The organism is Labrys neptuniae (assembly GCF_040797145.1).
GTDB lineage: Bacteria > Pseudomonadota > Alphaproteobacteria > Rhizobiales > Labraceae > Labrys > Labrys neptuniae.
Genome location: NZ_JBFNQD010000002.1, coordinates 622,119 through 640,014 on the forward strand (window position 1 = coordinate 622,119; position 17,896 = coordinate 640,014).

Here is a 17,896-nt window from a genome sequence, read left to right on the forward strand (position 1 = left end):
TCAACTGTCGGCGTCATCGAGGACGGGACGCTTTTTCAGCAAGGCCGGATTGGCCGGTGCGCCGCTCGAGCTCCTGCAGGACTGCAGCGAGCGGGATGTCGCGCGCCTTGAGGCCGACGAGCAAATGATAGAGCACGTCGGCGGCTTCGGCGACGATCGGGCCTTCCTCGCCCTCGGTGAGGGCGATGACGAGTTCCACCGCCTCCTCTCCGAACTTCTTGGCGGCACGTGGCGGTCCGCCGGCCAGCAGCTTGGCCGTCCAGGACTGCTCCGGCGGCGCCTTGGCCCGCTCGGCCACCCGGGCTTCGAGATCGGTCAAGGAAAAGCTCATGCTGCCAATCCGTCGAGACGCATCGGCAGGCCCGCTTCGGCCATATAGGTCTTGGCCTGCCGGATCGAGAAGGTACCAAAATGGAAGATCGAGGCGGCGAGAACCGCGCTGGCATGGCCGTCGCGCACGCCCTCGACCAGATGTTCGAGCGTGCCCACGCCGCCCGAGGCGATCACCGGCACGCCGACCCTGTCGGCGATCGCACGGGTGAGATCGAGGTCGAAGCCGATCTTGGTGCCGTCGCGGTCCATGGAGGTGAGCAGCAATTCGCCGGCACCGAGCCGCACGACATCCTCGGCGAAGGCGATGGCGTCGATGCCGGTCGGGCGGCGCCCGCCATGGGTGAAGATCTCCCAGCGGGCTGCCTCGCCTTCGGTCGAGACCCGCTTGGCGTCGATGGCGACGACGATGCATTGCTGGCCGAACTTCTCGGCCGCACGGGCTACGAACTGCCTGTCGGCCACCGCGGCCGAATTGATCGAGACCTTGTCGGCGCCGGCGAGAAGGAGCTGGCGGATATCCTCCACCGCCCGCACGCCGCCGCCGACCGTGAGCGGCATGAAGCAGGCCTCGGCGGTGCGGCTGATCACGTCGAGCAGCAGGCCGCGATTCTCATGGGTGGCGGCGATGTCGAGGAAGCACAATTCGTCGGCGCCGGCCGCGTCATAGGCGCGCGCACTCTCGACCGGATCGCCGGCATCAACGAGATCGACGAAGTTCACGCCCTTGACGACACGGCCGTCCTTGACGTCGAGGCAGGGGATCACGCGGGCTTTGAGCATCGACCTTCTTGACCGAGATTGCGGGCCGTTGGTGGCACCATGACAGAATTATAGAGGAAAATCACGAGAGGATGGTCATCCCGTGCGCGATGCAACATGAAATGTTGCGGCGCAGACACGGGACCGTTTCCAGAATGAAACTCATTCGGCACGCTGTCCCGTGTCTGCAGCGCATCACTGCGTGCTGCACTGCGCACGGGATGACCCGCCCTCTCAGGCCACCCTGCTCAACAGGGCGAGAGCCTCATGCGGGTCGAGGCGGCGGTCATAGAGCGCGCGGCCGGCGATGGCGCCTTCGAGCAGGGCGGCATCGGGCTGGACCAGGCGCTCGACGTCGGCGATCGAGGCAAGGCCGCCCGAAGCGATCACCGGGATCGAGACCGCCCGGGCCAGGGCCAGCGTGCCGTCCCAGTCGATGCCCTTGAGCATGCCGTCCCGCGCGATATTGGTGTAGATGATGGCGGAGACGCCGGCATCCTCGAAGCGCTTGGCGATTTCCTCCGCGGTCACGGTGGAGACCTCGGCCCAGCCCTCCACTGCGACGAGGCCGTCGCGCGCGTCGAGACCGACGGCGATCTGTCCCGGAAAGGCCTTGGCAGCTTCCTTGACGAAGGCGGGATCGCGTACGGCGGCGGTGCCGATGATCACCCGCGCGATGCCCTTGTCGAGCCAGGCCGCCACCGTCGTGAAGTCGCGGATGCCGCCGCCGAGCTGCACCTTCATGGTGCAGGCGGCAAGGATGCGCTCCACGGCTGCCGAATTCATCGGCTTGCCGGCGAAGGCGCCGTCGAGGTCGACGACGTGGAGGTGGGAAAAGCCCATATCCTCGAAGGCGATCGCCTGTTCGGCCGGATCGTCGTTGAAGACGGTGGCCTGGGCCATGTCGCCCTGGACGAGGCGCACGCAGCGCCCTTCCTTGAGATCGATTGCAGGAAAGAGGATCACGGGCGCCACCGCAGGAAGTTGGCGATCAGAGCCAGGCCGAGGGCCTGGCTCTTTTCGGGATGAAACTGGGTTCCCACCATGTTGGCGCGGCCGATCATGGCCGTGACCGGGCCGCCATAATCGGCCTCGGCAATCACGTCGGCCGGATCGGCAGCCGCCAGATGATAGGAATGGACGAAATAGGCGTGCAGGCCGGACGGACCGGTCGGGATGCCGGCAAGGAGAGCGTGCTCACGCCTGGCGGACAGCGTGTTCCAGCCCATATGCGGCACTTTGAGAGCGGGATCCGCAGGCTGGATCGCCTTGACGTCGCCGCCGATCCAGCCGAGCCCTTCGGTGGTCTCGAATTCGAGCCCGCGTTCGGCCATCAGCTGCATGCCGACGCAGATGCCGAGGAAGGGGCGTCCCTTGGCGGTCACGGCATGGCCGAGCGCCTCGATCATGCCGGATACGGCAGTCAGGCCGCGCTTGCAGTCCGCATAGGCGCCCACGCCTGGCAGCACGACATGATCGGCGCCGGCCACCCGCTCGGGATCACTGGTCACTTCGATGGCGACGGGCAGGCCGGCTTCGGCTGCGGCGCGTTCGAAGGCCTTGCGGGCGGAATGCAGATTGCCCGAGCCATAGTCGATGATGGTTGCGATCAAGGCTTTGTTCCATGCGGTTCGGGAAAGACGCCGAGCACGTTCGGCGAGCCGCTGTTCCGGCCCAGGGCCGAGGACCAGGGGCCGGGGAATTCCTGTCCGGGAGGGTGCGTGCCTGCCGTCGGCGGGTTCCGGGCAGCCGGAACGGCGAGGGAACGACCTTCGAAATGGCGCTGTTCGGCTTCCGCGAGGGTATGGCCGGAGGCGATGCCGCTGAAGCGCCAGCCCTGGCGGCGCATGGTCCAGGCGCGCAGGGCATTCGCCTCCAGGGCAAAGCACAGGCTGACCAGCAGGGAGACGATTCCGGCGGCACGCTGGTCCAGGGAGAACGCCGATGTCAGCACGGCGAGCGCCACCTGCAGCCCCAGCCAGGCCAGGAAGACCAGCCACATCCTGCGCCACAGCAGCCAGACCGGCGTGACCAGAAAGGCGCCGAAGCTGAAGCCGTCCTTGACGAAGACGGACTTGTCGGCGGCCTCCAGCGTGTCGGGAGCGGTCTTGGCGGGCTCGAAAACGAACCAGCTCGGCATCGTCTCAGCCTCCGAGCTTGCCCTTGGTGGTCGGCAATTGGCCTTCCAGGCGCGGGTCGATGGCGACAGCCGACTTCAGGGCGCGGGCCAGCGCCTTGAAGCAGCTTTCGGCGATGTGATGGGCATTCGAGCCATAGAGCGTCTCGACATGCAGCGTGATGCCGGCATTCATGGCGAAGGCCTGGAACCATTCGCGCACCAGTTCGGTGTCGAAGGTGCCGATCTTCTCGCGCGGGAAATCGACCTTGAACACCAGGAAGGGGCGGCCGGAGATGTCGATGGCGGCGCGTGTCAGCGTCTCGTCCATCGGCAGATAGGCATCGGCATAGCGCGTGACGCCCTTGAGGTCGCCCAGCGCCTTGCGGATGGCCTGCCCCAGGGCGATGCCGGTATCCTCGACGGCATGGTGGTCGTCGATATGCAGGTCGCCCTTGGTGCGCACGGTGATGTCGATCAGCGAATGGCGGGCGAGCTGGTCGAGCATATGGTCGAAGAAGCCGACGCCGGTGGCGATGTCGTGCTTGCCTGTGCCGTCGAGTTCGACGGTCACGGACACCGACGTTTCATTGGTGACGCGCTCGATCGACGCGCTGCGCATGACTGACCCCGCTGGAACCTTGTGCCGGAAGGCGCTGGCGACTTTCGGCATGGGCGATGCAACGACAAGGAGGGCGCGGGCCGGGTTCGAAGGTCGAGCCCGGCCACACCCCGAGAGGCAGCCTTATAGCGGGGCGGCGGGTGCGGGGAAAGCCCGTATTGTGCGGTGCATTCACGCAGAAAGGTGCTCTGCGATACAGCGCGTCCATGGCATCATGCTTAACTGGGGCAGTGACCGGGCATTGGTGCCCGTTGAGGAGGATGGGGCATGGGCCGCCGCGCTGAGTTTGCAGTATCGAGGAGAGCCTTGATGATCCTTGGCTTGCTCGCCGCCATGCCATTGCCGGCGGAGGCCGCGCCCAAGCCCAAATCGAGCGACGCCAGATCGACGGATGCGAAGCCGGCCGAGAAGGCGAAATCGGCTCCGAGCGCCGTGTCCCAGGCCTCCGCCCGCTTCGGCTTCGACCTCCTCGTTGCGCTGGGCAAGACAGCGGCAGGCGAGCCCAATCTCGCGGTTTCTCCGGCCAGCCTCGCCGCCGCCTTCGCGCTGCTCGATCTCGGGGCCAGCCCGAAGCTCCATGCCGCGCTGCTCAAGACGCTGCGGCTCGAAGGCAAGGCCGGCGATTTCGCCAAACTGCGCCAGGCCTTGTCGCCCCTGATCGCGGGCGGCAAGGACGAAAGCCCGCTGACCGGTATCGGCGCGGTCTATTTCGACCGGGACGCCACCCCCAAGCCGGCCGCTTTGGCGAAGCTGAAGCAGGCGGGCGCAACGGTGGAGGTCACCGATATCGCCAGTCCGGCAACGCGCGATGCCATCAACGCCCTGGTCAAGGAGCGCACGCGCGGCCTCGTTCCCAGCCTCATCGACAATCCCTTGCATGGGGGCAGCCTCGTCCTGCTCAACGCCCTTCATTTCAAGGATGAGTGGCGCATGGCCTTCGATCCCGCCCAGACCGGCGAGGCCGATTTCCATCGTGCCGATGGCGGTCCGGCCAGGGTGGCGATGATGCATTCGGGCTCGGCGTCGCGGCTGGCCCGCCAGGAGGGGCGCTTCGTCGGCGTTTCCCTGCCCTACCGCACCAAGGGCTACGCGTTGATCCTGATCACCACAACGGACAAGCCGGCCGGCCTTGCCGATTTTTCGGAGGTTTCGGGCTGGCTGACGGGGGAAGGGTTCGCCGAGACGACCGGCACCGTCGCCCTGCCGCGCCTCACCATCAAGGCCGGGGGCGACCTCAGGGCCAGCCTGGACGGCCTCGGGCTCGATCCGGCCGCGGGGGCGCCGGACGCGCTGCGCCAGTTCTCGGCCAAGCCGCAGAAGATCGACGAGATCATCCAGAAGGTCGCCATCGCCATCGACGAGAAGGGAACCGAAGCGGCGGCGGCCACGGCCATCACCTCCCGCAGCCTTGCCGACAAGCCCGAGCTCGCCTTCGTCGCCGACAAGCCCTTCCTGTTCGCCTTGCGTGACGAGGCGAGCGGCCAGACCCTGATGGCCGGCTATGTCGGCGACGCATCCAAGGCGCAATAGGGCGCACGGCGGCCCGCCTCTTTTTTTATAATGATCCTCCTCGGCGTCTGTTGCGGCGCGGCGTCGACAGCTATCTAACTAGCAGTCCTTTTTCGAGACCCTGGAAATCCGAGGAACTGCCTGATGAAGCTCAACGTTGCCGTGCAGATGGACCCGATCGAGCGCATCAACATCAAGGGGGATTCCACTTTTGCCCTGATGCTGGAGGCCCAGGCGCGCGGCCATTCGCTGGCGGTCTATACGCCCGATACCCTGTCCCAGCGCGACGGTATCGTCTCCGCGCAGGTCAGGCCGGTCACCGTGCAGGATGTCGAGGGCGATCACGTCAAGGCCGGCGCGGAAAGCCGTACCGACCTTTCCGGCTTCGACGTGGTGCTGCTGCGCCAGGACCCGCCCTTCGACATGGCCTATGTCACCACCACCCACATGCTCGAGCGCATCCATCCCAAGACATTGGTGGTGAACGATCCCTTCCACGTGCGCAACGCGCCGGAGAAGATCCTGGTCACCGAGTTTCCGGACCTGATGCCGGCCACGCTGATTACCCGCGACCGCGTCGAGATCGAAGCCTTCCGGGCCGAACATGGCGACGTCGTGATGAAGCCGCTCTATGGCAATGGCGGTGCGGCCGTGTTCAAGGTGAGCAGGCAGGATCCGAATTTCGGCTCGCTCTACGATCTCTTCGCCTCTCTGTCGCGCGAGCCCTGGGTGGTGCAGCATTTCCTGCCCAAGGTCTCGGAGGGCGACAAGCGCATCATCCTGGTCGACGGTGTCGCTGCCGGCGCCGTCAACCGGGTGCCGCAACCGGGCGACATTCGCTCCAACATGGTGCGCGGCGGCGCCGCCAAGCCGACCGACCTGTCGCCGCGTGAACGGGAAATCTGCGAACGAATCGGACCGACCCTGCGCGACAAGGGCTTGCTGTTCACGGGAATCGACGTGATCGACGGCCATCTCACCGAGATCAACGTGACTTCGCCGACAGGCCTGCGGGCGATCAAGCGGCTCGGTGGCCCGGATCTGGCCGCCCAGATCTGGGATGCGATCGAGGAAAAGCGCCGCTGAGTGTCTTTTGCGTGCATTTCTGTGCGGCTTCCGTAGGGAAAGCCGCACTTTGCGGTGGCGCCTGCGGGCAAATCATGCCCTAATATTCCACGGTTGTTTCGACCAGCAAATAACTGTGTCCGATGCATCGTGATCCAGGAGGAATGCACGCCGATGTCTGATCTGGCTACCTACGTCGCTGATATCAAGAAATACACGTCCAGTGTGAACGAAGCCGCTGCTGCCGGCATCGTGAAGCATCTCGGCATTGCTCTGCGTAATCGTGATTCTTCGCTCGTTGCCGGCAAGGACCCTACCGAACTTGCTCGTGTCCGCGACAGCTTCCTCAAGAAGAAGCTCGCCTTGACGGATGCCGACGACAAGCTTGACGCGGCCGTTGCCGCAGTGATCGAGAAGCTCAAGGCCGACAATTCGAAGTCGCGCGTGACGGTCTATTATCTCCTCGCCGAGCACTTCAAGAAGCTCGACCTCTTTGTGAAATCCGCCTGATTCTTGCCGCGGCGCGTCCATCGCGCCGCTCGCTCGGGTAACTTTATGTTACAGAAAAGCCCCGTGGAATAGCCGCGGGGTTTTTCGTTGGCGCTTCCTGATACAAAAATTACAAACGCCACGAAAATGTCAGATTCCGATTGCCGAAAACGCATAAAAAGGCTTCCATACGCGCCAACTGGGCAAGGGGCGTAACGTCGGGTATGGTTTGGAGCTAGATGAGGCCAAAAATGGCCGGACGAGAGGCGCAGGCAGGGTCGGGACATGCATCCCGGGAGGCGGAGCGGCGCTGCGGAAAGCCATTCATCGCCTCACCGCCTTCGGTGGCGCTGTGGCTTTGGCCGATGAGCAGATCGTTTCAGCCATGGGTTTGGCCCGTGGCGGGCGTAACAAGTCGGAAGGCTTGCGTCCTCGAACCTCTTCTCCTCGGCTCGAAACGCCTCTGTCTGGCCTGAAACGATGACCGGCGGCGCGCCCTCAATGCCCGTTCGGCGTTTGCGTTCGCTTGGAGGCGGACGGAACAATGCACCATGACAGTGGGGAACAAATGTCAAAACTGCTGAAGACAGGCCTTCTGGCGGCCGGCTTTGCCGCGTTGCTGGGAACGACGGCAATGGCCGCGACCAAGACGCTGGTCTATTGCTCGGAGGGAAGCCCCGAGAACTTCACCCCGGCCCTGAACACCACCGGCACCTCGCTTGACGCCGCCCGGCCGGTCTACAACCAGCTCGTGGAATTTACGCCGGGCACCACCGACCTCCGGCCTGGCCTCGCTGAGAAGTGGGACGTTTCCAAGGACGGCACCGAGATCGTCTTCCATCTGCGCAAGGGCGTGAAGTTCCACTCCTGGAAGGGCTTCAAGCCGACGCGCGACTTCAACGCCGACGACGTCCTGTTCTCCTTCAATCGCCAGTGGAAGGATGACAATCCTTATCACAAGGTTTCGGGCGGTTCGTACGACTACTTCAACGACATGGACATGCCCAGCCTGTTGAAGTCGATCGAGAAGGTCGACGACTACACCGTCAAGATGACCCTGACCAAGCCGAACGCGCCTTTCATGGCCAATCTCGGCATGGATTTCGCGACCATCCAGTCGGCCGAATATGCCGACTACCTGCTCAAGGCCGGCACGCCCGAGAAGTTCGACCAGGAGCCCGTCGGTACCGGCGCCTTCCAGTTCGTCGCCTATCAGAAGGACGCGGTGATCCGCTACAAGGCCTTCCCGCAATATTGGGCCGGCAAGGTCAAGCTCGACCAGCTCGTCTATGCGATCACGCCGGATGCAGCCGCCCGCTATGCCAAGCTGCAGAAGAACGAATGCCAGGTCATGGTCGGCCCCAACCCCGCCGACCTCAAGTCGATGGAGGCCAACAAGGACATCAAGGTCCTGACCAATGAAGGCCTGAACGACATGTACTTCTCCTTCAACACGGAGAAGCCCCCGCTGGACAAGAAGGAAGTACGCCTGGCCCTGGCCAAGGCGATCAACCTGAAGGCGATCCTCTCGGACGTCTATGAAGGCAGCGGCAAGCCCTCGACCACGCTGATCCCCTCCTTCATGCTGGGCTACAACGACAAGATCCCCGAATACGGCTATGACCCCGAAGCTTCCAAGAAGCTCCTGGCCGACGCCGGGGTGAAGACCCCGATCGACATCGACCTGTGGTACATGCCGGTCTACCGGCCCTACAATCCCAACGGCAAGCGCATGGGCGAGCTGATGCAGGCCGATCTGGCCAAGATCGGCGTCAACGCCAAGCTCGTCACCTATGAATGGGGTGACTACCGCAAGCGCCTGCAGAACGGTGAGGCTACGCTGCCCCAGATGGGCTGGACCGGCGACAATGGCGATCCCGACAACTTCTTCTTCCTGTTCGCCTGCGACATCGAGAAGAAGAAGCCCGTCAGCCAGAACTATCCGCGCTGGTGCAACAAGGACCACCAGGAGCGCCTGGAGAAGGCCCGCGCCAGCTTCGACAAGGCCGAGCGCACCAAGCTCTACCAGGAGATGCTGCAGATCGCCCATGACGAGGTTCCCTATCTGAACATCGCCCACACGGTGGTCTACACGCCCGTTCGCAAGAACGTCGAAGGCTTCAAGCCCTCGCCGCTCGGCCGCTTCGAGTTCTTCGATACCGACCTGAAGAAGTAATCACGCTTTCAGGCTGCCAGGTCTTCATCGGCCTGGCAGCCTTTTTGTATCCTATTTTCTACTGCTGACCCGCGAGCGCCCATGCTGACCTTCCTGCTCAAGCGTGTCGCCATGACCGTTCCGACCTTCATCGCGCTGGTCGCCTTGGCATTCTTCGCCATTCGAATGGTTCCCGGCGACCCGGTCGAAGTGCGTGTGGGCGAAAGAGGTATTTCGCCCGAGCGCCTGGCCGAATTCCGTCACCAACTCGGTCTCGACCAACCTGTCTACGAGCAGTTCGGCCGCTATCTCTGGCAACTCCTGCATGGTGATTTCGGCACCTCCATCGTCACCCAACGGCCGGTGCTGACCGAGTTCTTCACCCTCTTTCCTGCCACGGTGGAACTGGCCTTCGCGGCCATGATCTTCGCCATCGGCCTCGGTATTCCCTTCGGAATCCTCGCCGCCCTTCAGCGCGGCAAGTTCGCCGACTACATCGCCACAGCCTTCGCCGTGATCGGCAATTCCATGCCGATCTTCTGGTTCGGCATCCTTCTGATCCTGTTGGTTTCCCTCAAGCTCGATCTGACGCCGGTCGGCGGGCGTATCGACACGGCGTTCTATTTCGACGAGGAAACCAGTACCGGCTTCATGCTCTGGGACGCCTTCTGGTCCGACCAGGAGGGCGCGGTCTGGTCTGCGCTGCAGCATCTCATCCTGCCCGCCATCGTGCTCGGCACCATCCCTTTGGCAGTGATCATGCGCATCACGCGCTCGGCCATGCTGGAAGTGCTGAACGAGGACTATGTCCGCACCGCCCGGGCCAAGGGATTGTCGCCGCTGCGGGTGATCGGCCTGCATGCCCTGCGCAATGCCATGATCCCGATCGTCACCGTGGTCGGCCTGATGATCGGCATGCTGTTCGCCGGCGCGGTGCAGACGGAATCGGTGTTCTCCTGGCCCGGCGTCGGCAAGTGGCTGATCGATTCCTTCTCGCGCCGTGATTATCCCGCGCTCCAGGGCGGCATCCTGATCATCGCTATCCTCGTCACCTTCATCAATCTTTTCGTCGATCTGCTCTACGGCGTCATTAATCCAAGGATTCGCCATGGCCGCTGACACGCAAGCCGCGGCGGCAATCCGCCCGGCCAAGCCGCCTTCCGCCACCGCCGAGATCTGGGACTCGCTCAAGCAGAACAAGGGCGCCGTCGCGGGCCTTGTCGTGCTCGTCTTGGTGGTTCTCGTTGCCGTTTTTGCCGATTTCCTGGCTCCTTACGCACCCTATAATGCGGCGGGCTGGCCGGACGCCGGCCATCCCGGTCATGTCGGCCAGCCCCCGGCCTGGGTCGAGGGCGGCAGTTGGGAGTTCATCCTCGGCACCGACAAGAGCGGCGGTCGTGACGTGCTTTCGCGCCTGATCTATGGCGCGCGCTACTCGCTCGGCATCGGCCTGACCGTGATGGCGGTCTCGATGCTGCTCGGAGTCATCCTGGGGCTGATCGCGGCCTATGTCGGTGGCTGGTTCGACTTCGTCCTGATGCGCCTGATGGACCTGATCATGTCGATCCCGGACCTGGTGCTCTCCATGGTGATCGTCGCCATCCTGCAGCCCGGCCTGGTCCCGACGGTCGCGGCCATCACCATTGTCTTCCTGCCGCGTTATGTGCGTATCGTCAGGGCCGCCGCCCTCGGGGAATTGTCGAAGGACTATGTCACCGCTGCCACGGTCGTGGGGGTCAAGCCGCCCCGGCTCCTGTTCCGCACGATCCTGCCCAATTGCATGGCGCCACTGATCGTGCAGGCGACACTCGGCGTCTCCGATGCCATCCTGCAGGCGGCGGCACTGGGCTTCCTCGGCATGGGTGCGCAGCCGCCCATCCCCGAATGGGGCGCCATGCTCTCCGACGTGCGCCAGGACATCCAGAGCGCGCCCTGGCTCGCCATCGCGCCCGGCATCTGCATCCTGATCACCGTGGTCGCCATCAACCTGTTTGGCGACGGTCTGCGCGATGCGCTCGATCCCAAGTTGAAGCGAGGGTAGACATGTTGGAGCAAGAATAGACATGGCGCTGCTCGAAATCTCCAATCTCACCGTCGAGTTCCAGGTCAAGCATGGCTTCTTCCGGGCCGTGGACGGGGTCTCGCTCTCGATCGATCCGGGCGAGATCGTCTCCATCGTCGGCGAGTCCGGATCCGGCAAGTCGGTCGCCATGCTGGCGCTGATGGGCCTCTTGCCCAAGACGGCCCGCATCACCGCCGACAAGCTGGCCTTCAACGGGCTGGGCCTGCAAAAGATCACGCCGCGCGAACGGCGCAAGATCATCGGCCGCGACATGGCGATGATCTTCCAGGAACCGATGACCTCGCTCAATCCCTGCTTCACGGTCGGCTTTCAGCTCACCGAGGCCATACGCGCCCACCTGTCGATATCGCGGCGCGAGGCGCGGGACCGGGCGGTGGAACTGCTGAAGGCTGTCGGCATCACCGATCCGGCGCGTCGCCTGTCGGCCTTCCCGCATCAGATGTCGGGCGGTATGAGCCAACGCGTGATGATCGCCATGGCGATCTCCTGCAATCCCAAGCTGCTGATTGCGGACGAGCCGACGACGGCGCTCGACGTCACCATCCAGGCGCAGATCCTCGATCTCCTGGTCAAGCTGCGCGAGGAACGCGGCATGGCCGTGGTGCTGATCACCCATGACATGGGGGTCGTCGCCGAAACGGCCGAGCGCGTGGTCGTGCAATATGCCGGCCAGCAGGTCGAGATGGCCAAGACGGGGCCCTTGTTCCACACCCCGCGCCATCCCTATACCTCAGCCCTGCTGGCGGCCTTGCCGGAGCGGGCCACCTCGCAGATCCTGCCGTCGATCCCCGGCGTGGTGCCCGGCCAGTATGACCGCCCCCGCGGTTGCCTGTTCTCGCCGCGCTGTTCCTACGCCACCGACGAATGCCGCGCCGCGCCGCCCAAGCGGGCCGGCGTGGACTATAACCAGGCCTTGTGCATCCACCCGCTGACTGGTGGCGAAGCGGCCCGCATGGAGGCCGTGTGATGGCAGTCCTCGTCGAAGCGCGTGATCTCGCGCGCTCCTATGAAGTCAAGCGCGGCATGTTCGGCGGCACGGCGACCGTCAAGGCGCTGGCCGGCGTGAGCTTCACGCTCGATGCCGGCAAGACGCTGGCGGTGGTGGGTGAGTCCGGCTGCGGCAAGTCGACCCTCGCGCGTTTGCTGACCATGATCGAGCAGCCCAGTGCGGGATCGCTGACCATCGGTGGCATCGATGTGAAGCTGGCGACGGCGGAGCAGCGCAAGACCCTGCGCCGCGAAATCCAGATCGTGTTCCAGAACCCCTTCGGCTCTCTCAATCCGCGCCAGACCATCGCGCAGGCGCTGGAGGAGCCCCTGCTGGTCAACACCAGGATGAGCTCGGGCGAACGGCGCGAAGCTGCCCTTGCCATGATGAAGCGGGTCGGCCTGCGCCCTGAGCAGGCGCTGCGCTATCCACATATGTTCTCGGGCGGCCAGCGCCAGCGCATCGCCATTGCCAGGGCCCTGATGCTCAGGCCGAAGATCCTGGTGCTGGACGAGCCGGTCTCGGCCCTGGACGTCTCGGTGCGCGCGCAGGTGCTCAACCTGCTCGCCGAACTGCAGCAGGAGTTCAAGCTCGCTTATATCTTCATCAGCCACGACCTGTCGGTGGTGCGCCACATCGCCGACGACGTGATGGTGATGTATCTGGGACGGGCGGTCGAGATGGGCACGCGCGACGCCCTGTTCTCGGCACCGCAACATCCCTATACCAGGGCGCTGATGTCGGCGACGCCGCAAGCCGATCCCGACCGCAAGCGCGAGCGCATCGTGCTGCAGGGCGAATTGCCCTCGCCCTTCGCCCCGCCGACGGGCTGCGCCTTCAATCCACGCTGCCCGATCGTCAAGCCGCATTGCCGGGACGAACGACCGGGCCTGGAGCTGAAGCACGATCGCCTGGTCGCCTGTTTCGAGGTCTGAGGGCGCGCGCCGGCCCCCTCATTCCCCTGCTGGGACCTCTAGTCAACTCGATAGAGTTGACGACACCCGCAAGGGGAGAAGGGATACTATTGAGGTCGGATTGCGGCTCCCGTCGCCGAACATCACGCAAGCCGGATAGATTCCCTTCTCCCCTTGCGGGAGAAGGTGGCGGCAGCCGGATGAGGGGAGATGCTCAACCTCTCGAAGCGGACTCCCACTCCCTACTTCCCCGGATTGAAGAAGAAGTCCTCGCCTGGCAGGGAACCATAGGTGAAGGGCTCCTGCTGGCGTTCGGTCGCCTTCATCACATCGTCGCGCACCAGGCGGAAGAGCTTGCCGATCTCGACATTGGGCTTGCGCAGATTGGTGTCGAGCGCGGTGACGAAGGGCGAATTGCCATCCGCTCCGTCCAGCGCCACCTGGCCGGCCTTGGCGGCATAGACAACCAGGCTCGCACCGTCGGGCTCGACGCGGCTGAGGCCGCGCGTGACGGCCCGCGTCGCGCTCTTCTTGGCCATCGAGCCCTCGAAGGGATTGTTGCGGCAAGCGTCGAGGATGACCAGGCGCAGCGACTTGGCGCCTTCGCCCGCTGCCATCACCCGGTCTAGCGGTACGGCTTCGAACAGGATGTCGCGCTCCTTCTCGAGCTTGGCATCGACCGGGATGAGGTAATTGACATTGTCGACCTCCATGCCGTGGCCGGCATAATAGACCACGGCCCAGTCGGCCTGCGCCGCCTTGTCCGAGAATTCTTGCAGGGCGCGGTTGAAGCCCTGGACGTCGAGGTCCTCCACCAAAGTGACGTCGCTGAAGCCGATGCTGCGGAAGGTCTCGGCCAGCCGCGCCGCGTCACGCTTGGGATTGGGCAGGGGGCTGGTGCCGGTATAGGCACCATTGCCGATGATGAGGGCGATGCGCCTGCCCATCGACACCGGTGCCTGGGCCGGTGTCGAAGTTGCCGGCGTGGCCTGTTCGGCCGCCGGCGGATTGGCGGACCCGAACTTCTGCACCAGCGCCTGCTTGGCCTTTTCCAGGCCGGCGGCTGCAAGCGGATTGGAGGGAAACTGGCGCAGCATCGCCAGATAGTCGGCGGCAGCGAGGTCGGGCTGGCCGGCAGCGAGATAGGCATCGCCGCGCTGGCGCAGGATGAAGCTCTTGCGCCCGAGGCTGATGGCCTGGGTATAGTCGACGATGGCTGCGGCATAGTCCTGCTTTGCCGCCTGGGCCAGCCCGCGTGCGTGGAAAGCTTCGGGGGATTGCGGCGTGGTCGACAGGAAGCGCGTCGCATCGGCGATGGCACCATCCGGATCGTTGCCATAGGCCTTGGCCATGGCGCGGTACATCAGGCTATAGGCATTCTTGCCGGGATCGGCCGTCAGTTCATCGCTGGCGGAGTCGACGGCGCGGCTCAGATCCGATGCGGCCTCGTCCTTGCGGCCGAGCTCGAGCAGCGCCACGCCGCGATTGAGGTAGTCGGGGGTGGCGGCCTTGCCGCCGGCGACCACCGAAGTGATGTTGTCGACGCTTTCCTGCAGACGGCCGAGCCTGAGGGCGGCGGAGGCGCGGTAGCTCAGCAGTTCCGTCCGAGTGGGTTTCAGGCGCAGGGCCTGGTCGAAATCGGCAATGGCCTGGGCATTGTCGCCCTTGGCGAAGCGGGCATAGCCACGCCCCGAGAAGGAGAGATCGTCATCCTGGCGCAGGGCGATGGCTTCGTTGTAATCGGCGATGGCCTTGTCGTAGTCGCCCTTGAGGTAGAAGCCCCAGCCCCGGTTCGAATTGGTGACGGCCAGCGTTTGGGGCAGGAGCAGATCACCCACCGCCAGCACGTCGCTGCAGGCCTTGACGATGTCGTCGGCCACCTTGGCCTGTCCGCAGAGCTGGCGATTGGCCCTGAGATCGGCGATCTCGGAAAGCGGTGCCTCCGCTGCCGAGCCACTGTCGTCGTCATCCAGCCGCAGCGAGCCGATCATGACCCCAAAGGCATCATAGGCCTCGAACATCTCCACCATCTGTGTGGTGTCCTTGCCGGTGTCGGCGTTCCAGCGGATGATCATGCCCCGCGCCGAACCGTCGGCGCCCTTGATGAAGCGGGCATAAAAGCCCAGGCTGTCCTTGGTGCCGAACAGCACGAAATAGGTCGGGTTACGCCCCGCCCGTGCCTTGAACAGCTTGGCCTGGACGATTCGGGTCACCTCCGGCGTGGCCTTCATAGCCTCGAAGCGCGCCTCGAATGGCATGTCTCCTGCCGAAAAGGCCTGTAGTTCCACGCTCATGTCCCAGCGCGGCGCCCGCAGGCGCAGGCCCGTCGGCGTTTCCTCACGGGCCGGCAGCAGCGAGGCCGGATAGTCGATGGTCATGCCCTGGGCACTGGCGGTCCTGAAGTCGAGCAGAGCTTTCTGCTTGGCCGCCTTGGTGCGGGCGAGCTTGATCAACTCGGGCGAGGGGATGCTATTTTCCTCGAGCGGCTTGATGTTCAGGCTTCTCAGATTGTGTGATTGGAAATTCCGGATCGCGACGAAGGTCGCTTCGTCAAAACTGCCCCAGAGGGGGAAATTGGTGAGGCTGTTGTAGCCGGTGTTCCACGACAGGTCGGATTGCAGCTGGCGCAGTTGGGTGCTGCTCAATTGATCGCCGATCCGCTTGGCTTTCTCGAAGCGGGCATAGTCGATGATCTGCGCCGCGGCCGGAGTGGCGATGGCCAGCGTCAGCCCGATCAGGGCGGCGATCGTCTTCAAGCGCAACATTGGGGAACCCCGGATCGATAGGTTTGGCCAAGATTTTGATCGTCAGGCCGCAGGGGCCTGAGCTTGGGCGCATTCCTGCACCTTGGAGCTTCTCGCCATAACTGCGGGAAGCTGCAGTTCCCTGGAGAACATGGATGGTCCACACCCCAGCCCTCAGCCCGGATTGAAGATGAAATCTTCGCCGGGCAGGGAGCCATAGGTGAAGGGCTCCTGCTTGCGGTCGGTCGCCTTCATCACATCGTCGCGCACCAGGCGGAACAGCTTGCCGATCTCGATGCCGGGCTTCTGCAGGTTGGTGGTGAGGGCGGTGACGAAGGGCGAGTTGCCGCCACTGCCGTCGAGGGCGACCTCGCCGGCCTTGGCGGCATAGACGACGAGCGTGCCGCCATCCGGCTCGACCCGACTGAGGCCGCGCGAGACGGCGCGCGTTGCCGTCTTGCGGGTCATGTTGGCCAGGAAGGGATTGTTGCGGCAGGCATCGAGGATGACCAGACGCATGCCCTTGGCGCCTTCGCTGGCGGCCATCACCCGATCGAGCGGCACGGCCTCGAAGGTGACGTCGCGATCGGACGCGAGCTTGGCATCGACCGGCACCAGATAATTGGTGTTGGCGATCTCGATGCCATGGCCGGCATAGTAGATCACCGCCCAATCGGCCCCGTCGGCCTGGCTGGCGAAATCCTGCAGGGCGCGGTTGAGGCTGCGGAAATCGGTGTCTTCAGCCAGTGTCACCTCGGCAAAGCCGATCTTGCGCAGGGTGTCGGCGACCTTGGCGGCGTCGTTCTTCGGATTCGGCAGGGCGGCGACATTGGCGTAGTTGGAATTGCCGATCACCAGGGCCACCCGGCGGCCGAGCTCGGCTTTGGCCTGGGATGGCGGGGCGCCGCCGGTGGTTGAGGCACTGGTACTCTGTGGCGGCGTGGCGGAAGCCTGCAGCTTGGCGGCCATGGCCTGCTTGGCCTTTTCGAGCCCGGTCATGGCCAGGGCGTTCCCGGCTATCTGGCTCAGCTGGGCCTGATAGTCGGCGATTGCCAGTTCGGGCTGCCCAGCGGCCAGATAGACATCGCCGCGCTGGCGTAGGATGAACAATTTCTTCCGATCCAGATTGATGGCCTGGGAAAAATCGGCCAACGCATCCCGGTAGTTCCGTTTGGCTGCATAGGCGAGGGCCCGGGCTTGAAAGGCATCGGCGGTCTGGGCCTGGGTCGACAGATAGCGGGAGATATCGGCGACGGCGCCGTCCGGATTGTCTCCGAGCGCCCGCGCGAAGGCGCGGTCGACATACCAATAGGCCTCCGGCGTACTGGTTCCTTCGATCTTTCCTGTGGCAAGCGCTTCGGCCTTGGCGAAATCGGCCTTTGCTTCGTCCGCTTTACCCAGTTCGATCAGAGCAAAGCCGCGATGGGTGTAATCGCCCGGGATGACATTGTTTCCTCCCTTCTCGATCTGAAAGGTGAGGTCGGTGACAGCCTCGTTGACCCGGCCCAATCTCAGCAGCGCCACGCCACGGTAGCCGTGAACCATGGCATTGTCGGGTGCCGTGCGCAGGGAGGTATCGAAGTCGCCAAGTGCCTTTTCATAATCGCCGACGTCGAAATAACTCCTGCCACGGTCGGCATAGTCTCCTGCGCCCTTCGCTCCCTTATTGACCGCCTCTTTGAAATCGGCGAGAGCCAAGTCGTTCTTGCCCTGTTTTCTGTAGAGGAGTGCGCGTAGCGTATAGTGTTTCGCCGATTGAGGGGTGAGAGCCAGCCCCTTGGTGACATCGGCAACCGCCGGGTCGAATTGCTGGAGCTTGGTATAACCGATCGCGCGGCTATAGAGCACCATAGCGCGGTTGGGTTTCGACAATTGCTTCTCGCCGGCGGAGAGGGCGGCCGTGCAGGCTGCGACGTTTTCGTTGCCATCCTTGGCCTTGAAGCAGATATCGATATAGCGCTGCAGCTCGGTGGCCGTGAGTTTCGTTTGCCCCTGGGCCGTCGTGGCGGCGGCCAAGCTCGTGCCGAGGATCACGGCAAGGAGTGTTCCGAGAATGGGCGGTTTCAATCGACGCATTGCGGCGGTTTCCGGTTTCTCACTCCGACTCATGCCTGTTGTC

General features: G+C 64.2%; 16 protein-coding genes. 8 read left to right on the forward strand and 8 right to left on the reverse strand.

The window, feature by feature from the left end; all coding sequences use genetic code 11:
- Nucleotides 1-13: 13 nt before the first annotated feature.
- The 6 genes from ABXS05_RS10140 to hisB all read right to left on the reverse strand — a co-directional run bounded on the left by ABXS05_RS10140 (nt 14) and on the right by hisB (nt 3,830).
- Nucleotides 14-331: a phosphoribosyl-ATP diphosphatase gene (locus tag ABXS05_RS10140; protein ID WP_311939105.1), complete on the reverse strand. Its 318-nt coding sequence runs from the start codon at nt 329-331 to the stop codon at nt 14-16.
- Nucleotides 328-1,113 (reverse strand): imidazole glycerol phosphate synthase subunit HisF, encoded by a 786-nt coding sequence (hisF, locus tag ABXS05_RS10145; protein WP_367623796.1) that lies wholly within the window; start codon nt 1,111-1,113, stop codon nt 328-330. Before hisF ends, ABXS05_RS10140 begins: the two co-directional genes overlap by 4 nt.
- 213 nt (nt 1,114-1,326) lie before the next feature.
- Nucleotides 1,327-2,067 carry a 1-(5-phosphoribosyl)-5-[(5-phosphoribosylamino)methylideneamino]imidazole-4-carboxamide isomerase gene (gene hisA / locus ABXS05_RS10150; protein WP_367623797.1) on the reverse strand — a complete coding sequence of 247 codons (741 nt, stop codon included), beginning with the start codon at nt 2,065-2,067 and terminating at the stop codon, nt 1,327-1,329.
- On the reverse strand, nt 2,055-2,705 hold the full coding sequence (hisH, locus tag ABXS05_RS10155; protein ID WP_367623798.1) for an imidazole glycerol phosphate synthase subunit HisH: 651 nt from the start codon (nt 2,703-2,705) through the stop codon (nt 2,055-2,057). Before hisH ends, hisA begins: the two co-directional genes overlap by 13 nt.
- Complete coding sequence (locus tag ABXS05_RS10160; RefSeq protein WP_311939113.1) at nt 2,702-3,232, reverse strand: DUF2628 domain-containing protein; 531 nt, start codon at nt 3,230-3,232, stop codon at nt 2,702-2,704. The genes hisH and ABXS05_RS10160 overlap by 4 nt, the downstream gene beginning before the upstream one ends.
- Nucleotides 3,233-3,236: 4 nt before the next feature.
- Entirely contained in the window at nt 3,237-3,830 is a 594-nt protein-coding gene (gene hisB, locus ABXS05_RS10165; RefSeq protein WP_367623799.1) for an imidazoleglycerol-phosphate dehydratase HisB, read from the reverse strand.
- Between the two features lie 309 nt (nt 3,831-4,139).
- On the opposite strand from hisB, the gene ABXS05_RS10170 reads away from it, so the two are divergent.
- From ABXS05_RS10170 to ABXS05_RS10205, 8 genes are all read left to right on the forward strand, one after another.
- Entirely contained in the window at nt 4,140-5,360 is a 1,221-nt protein-coding gene (locus ABXS05_RS10170) for a serpin family protein (protein ID WP_367623800.1), read from the forward strand.
- Between the two features lie 123 nt (nt 5,361-5,483).
- The gene (gene gshB, locus ABXS05_RS10175) at nt 5,484-6,425 is read left to right on the forward strand and encodes a glutathione synthase (protein WP_311939118.1); all 942 of its coding nucleotides are present in this window, start codon (nt 5,484-5,486) and stop codon (nt 6,423-6,425) included.
- A gap of 162 nt (nt 6,426-6,587) precedes the next feature.
- Entirely contained in the window at nt 6,588-6,914 is a 327-nt protein-coding gene (locus tag ABXS05_RS10180; protein WP_311939179.1) for a DUF2853 family protein, read from the forward strand.
- 547 nt (nt 6,915-7,461) lie between these two features.
- The gene (locus tag ABXS05_RS10185; protein ID WP_068293074.1) at nt 7,462-9,069 is read left to right on the forward strand and encodes an ABC transporter substrate-binding protein; all 1,608 of its coding nucleotides are present in this window, start codon (nt 7,462-7,464) and stop codon (nt 9,067-9,069) included.
- Nucleotides 9,070-9,150: 81 nt separating this feature from the next.
- Complete coding sequence (locus ABXS05_RS10190) at nt 9,151-10,167, forward strand: ABC transporter permease subunit (RefSeq protein WP_367623801.1); 1,017 nt, start codon at nt 9,151-9,153, stop codon at nt 10,165-10,167.
- Complete coding sequence (locus tag ABXS05_RS10195) at nt 10,157-11,089, forward strand: ABC transporter permease (protein WP_367623802.1); 933 nt, start codon at nt 10,157-10,159, stop codon at nt 11,087-11,089. Before ABXS05_RS10190 ends, ABXS05_RS10195 begins: the two co-directional genes overlap by 11 nt.
- A gap of 22 nt (nt 11,090-11,111) precedes the next feature.
- Nucleotides 11,112-12,098: an ABC transporter ATP-binding protein gene (locus ABXS05_RS10200; RefSeq protein WP_367623803.1), complete on the forward strand. Its 987-nt coding sequence runs from the start codon at nt 11,112-11,114 to the stop codon at nt 12,096-12,098.
- A complete protein-coding gene (locus ABXS05_RS10205) occupies nt 12,098-13,054 on the forward strand; it encodes a dipeptide ABC transporter ATP-binding protein (RefSeq protein ID WP_311939126.1) in 957 nt (318 codons plus the stop codon). The genes ABXS05_RS10200 and ABXS05_RS10205 overlap by 1 nt, the downstream gene beginning before the upstream one ends.
- Before the next feature lie 221 nt (nt 13,055-13,275).
- Here the strand turns inward: ABXS05_RS10205 and ABXS05_RS10210 are convergent, their stop codons facing one another.
- Both ABXS05_RS10210 and ABXS05_RS10215 read right to left on the reverse strand, forming a co-directional pair.
- On the reverse strand, nt 13,276-15,798 hold the full coding sequence (locus tag ABXS05_RS10210; protein ID WP_367623804.1) for a caspase family protein: 2,523 nt from the start codon (nt 15,796-15,798) through the stop codon (nt 13,276-13,278).
- Nucleotides 15,799-15,951: 153 nt separating this feature from the next.
- Nucleotides 15,952-17,853 (reverse strand): caspase family protein, encoded by a 1,902-nt coding sequence (locus tag ABXS05_RS10215; protein ID WP_367623805.1) that lies wholly within the window; start codon nt 17,851-17,853, stop codon nt 15,952-15,954.
- Nucleotides 17,854-17,896 lie beyond the last annotated feature (43 nt).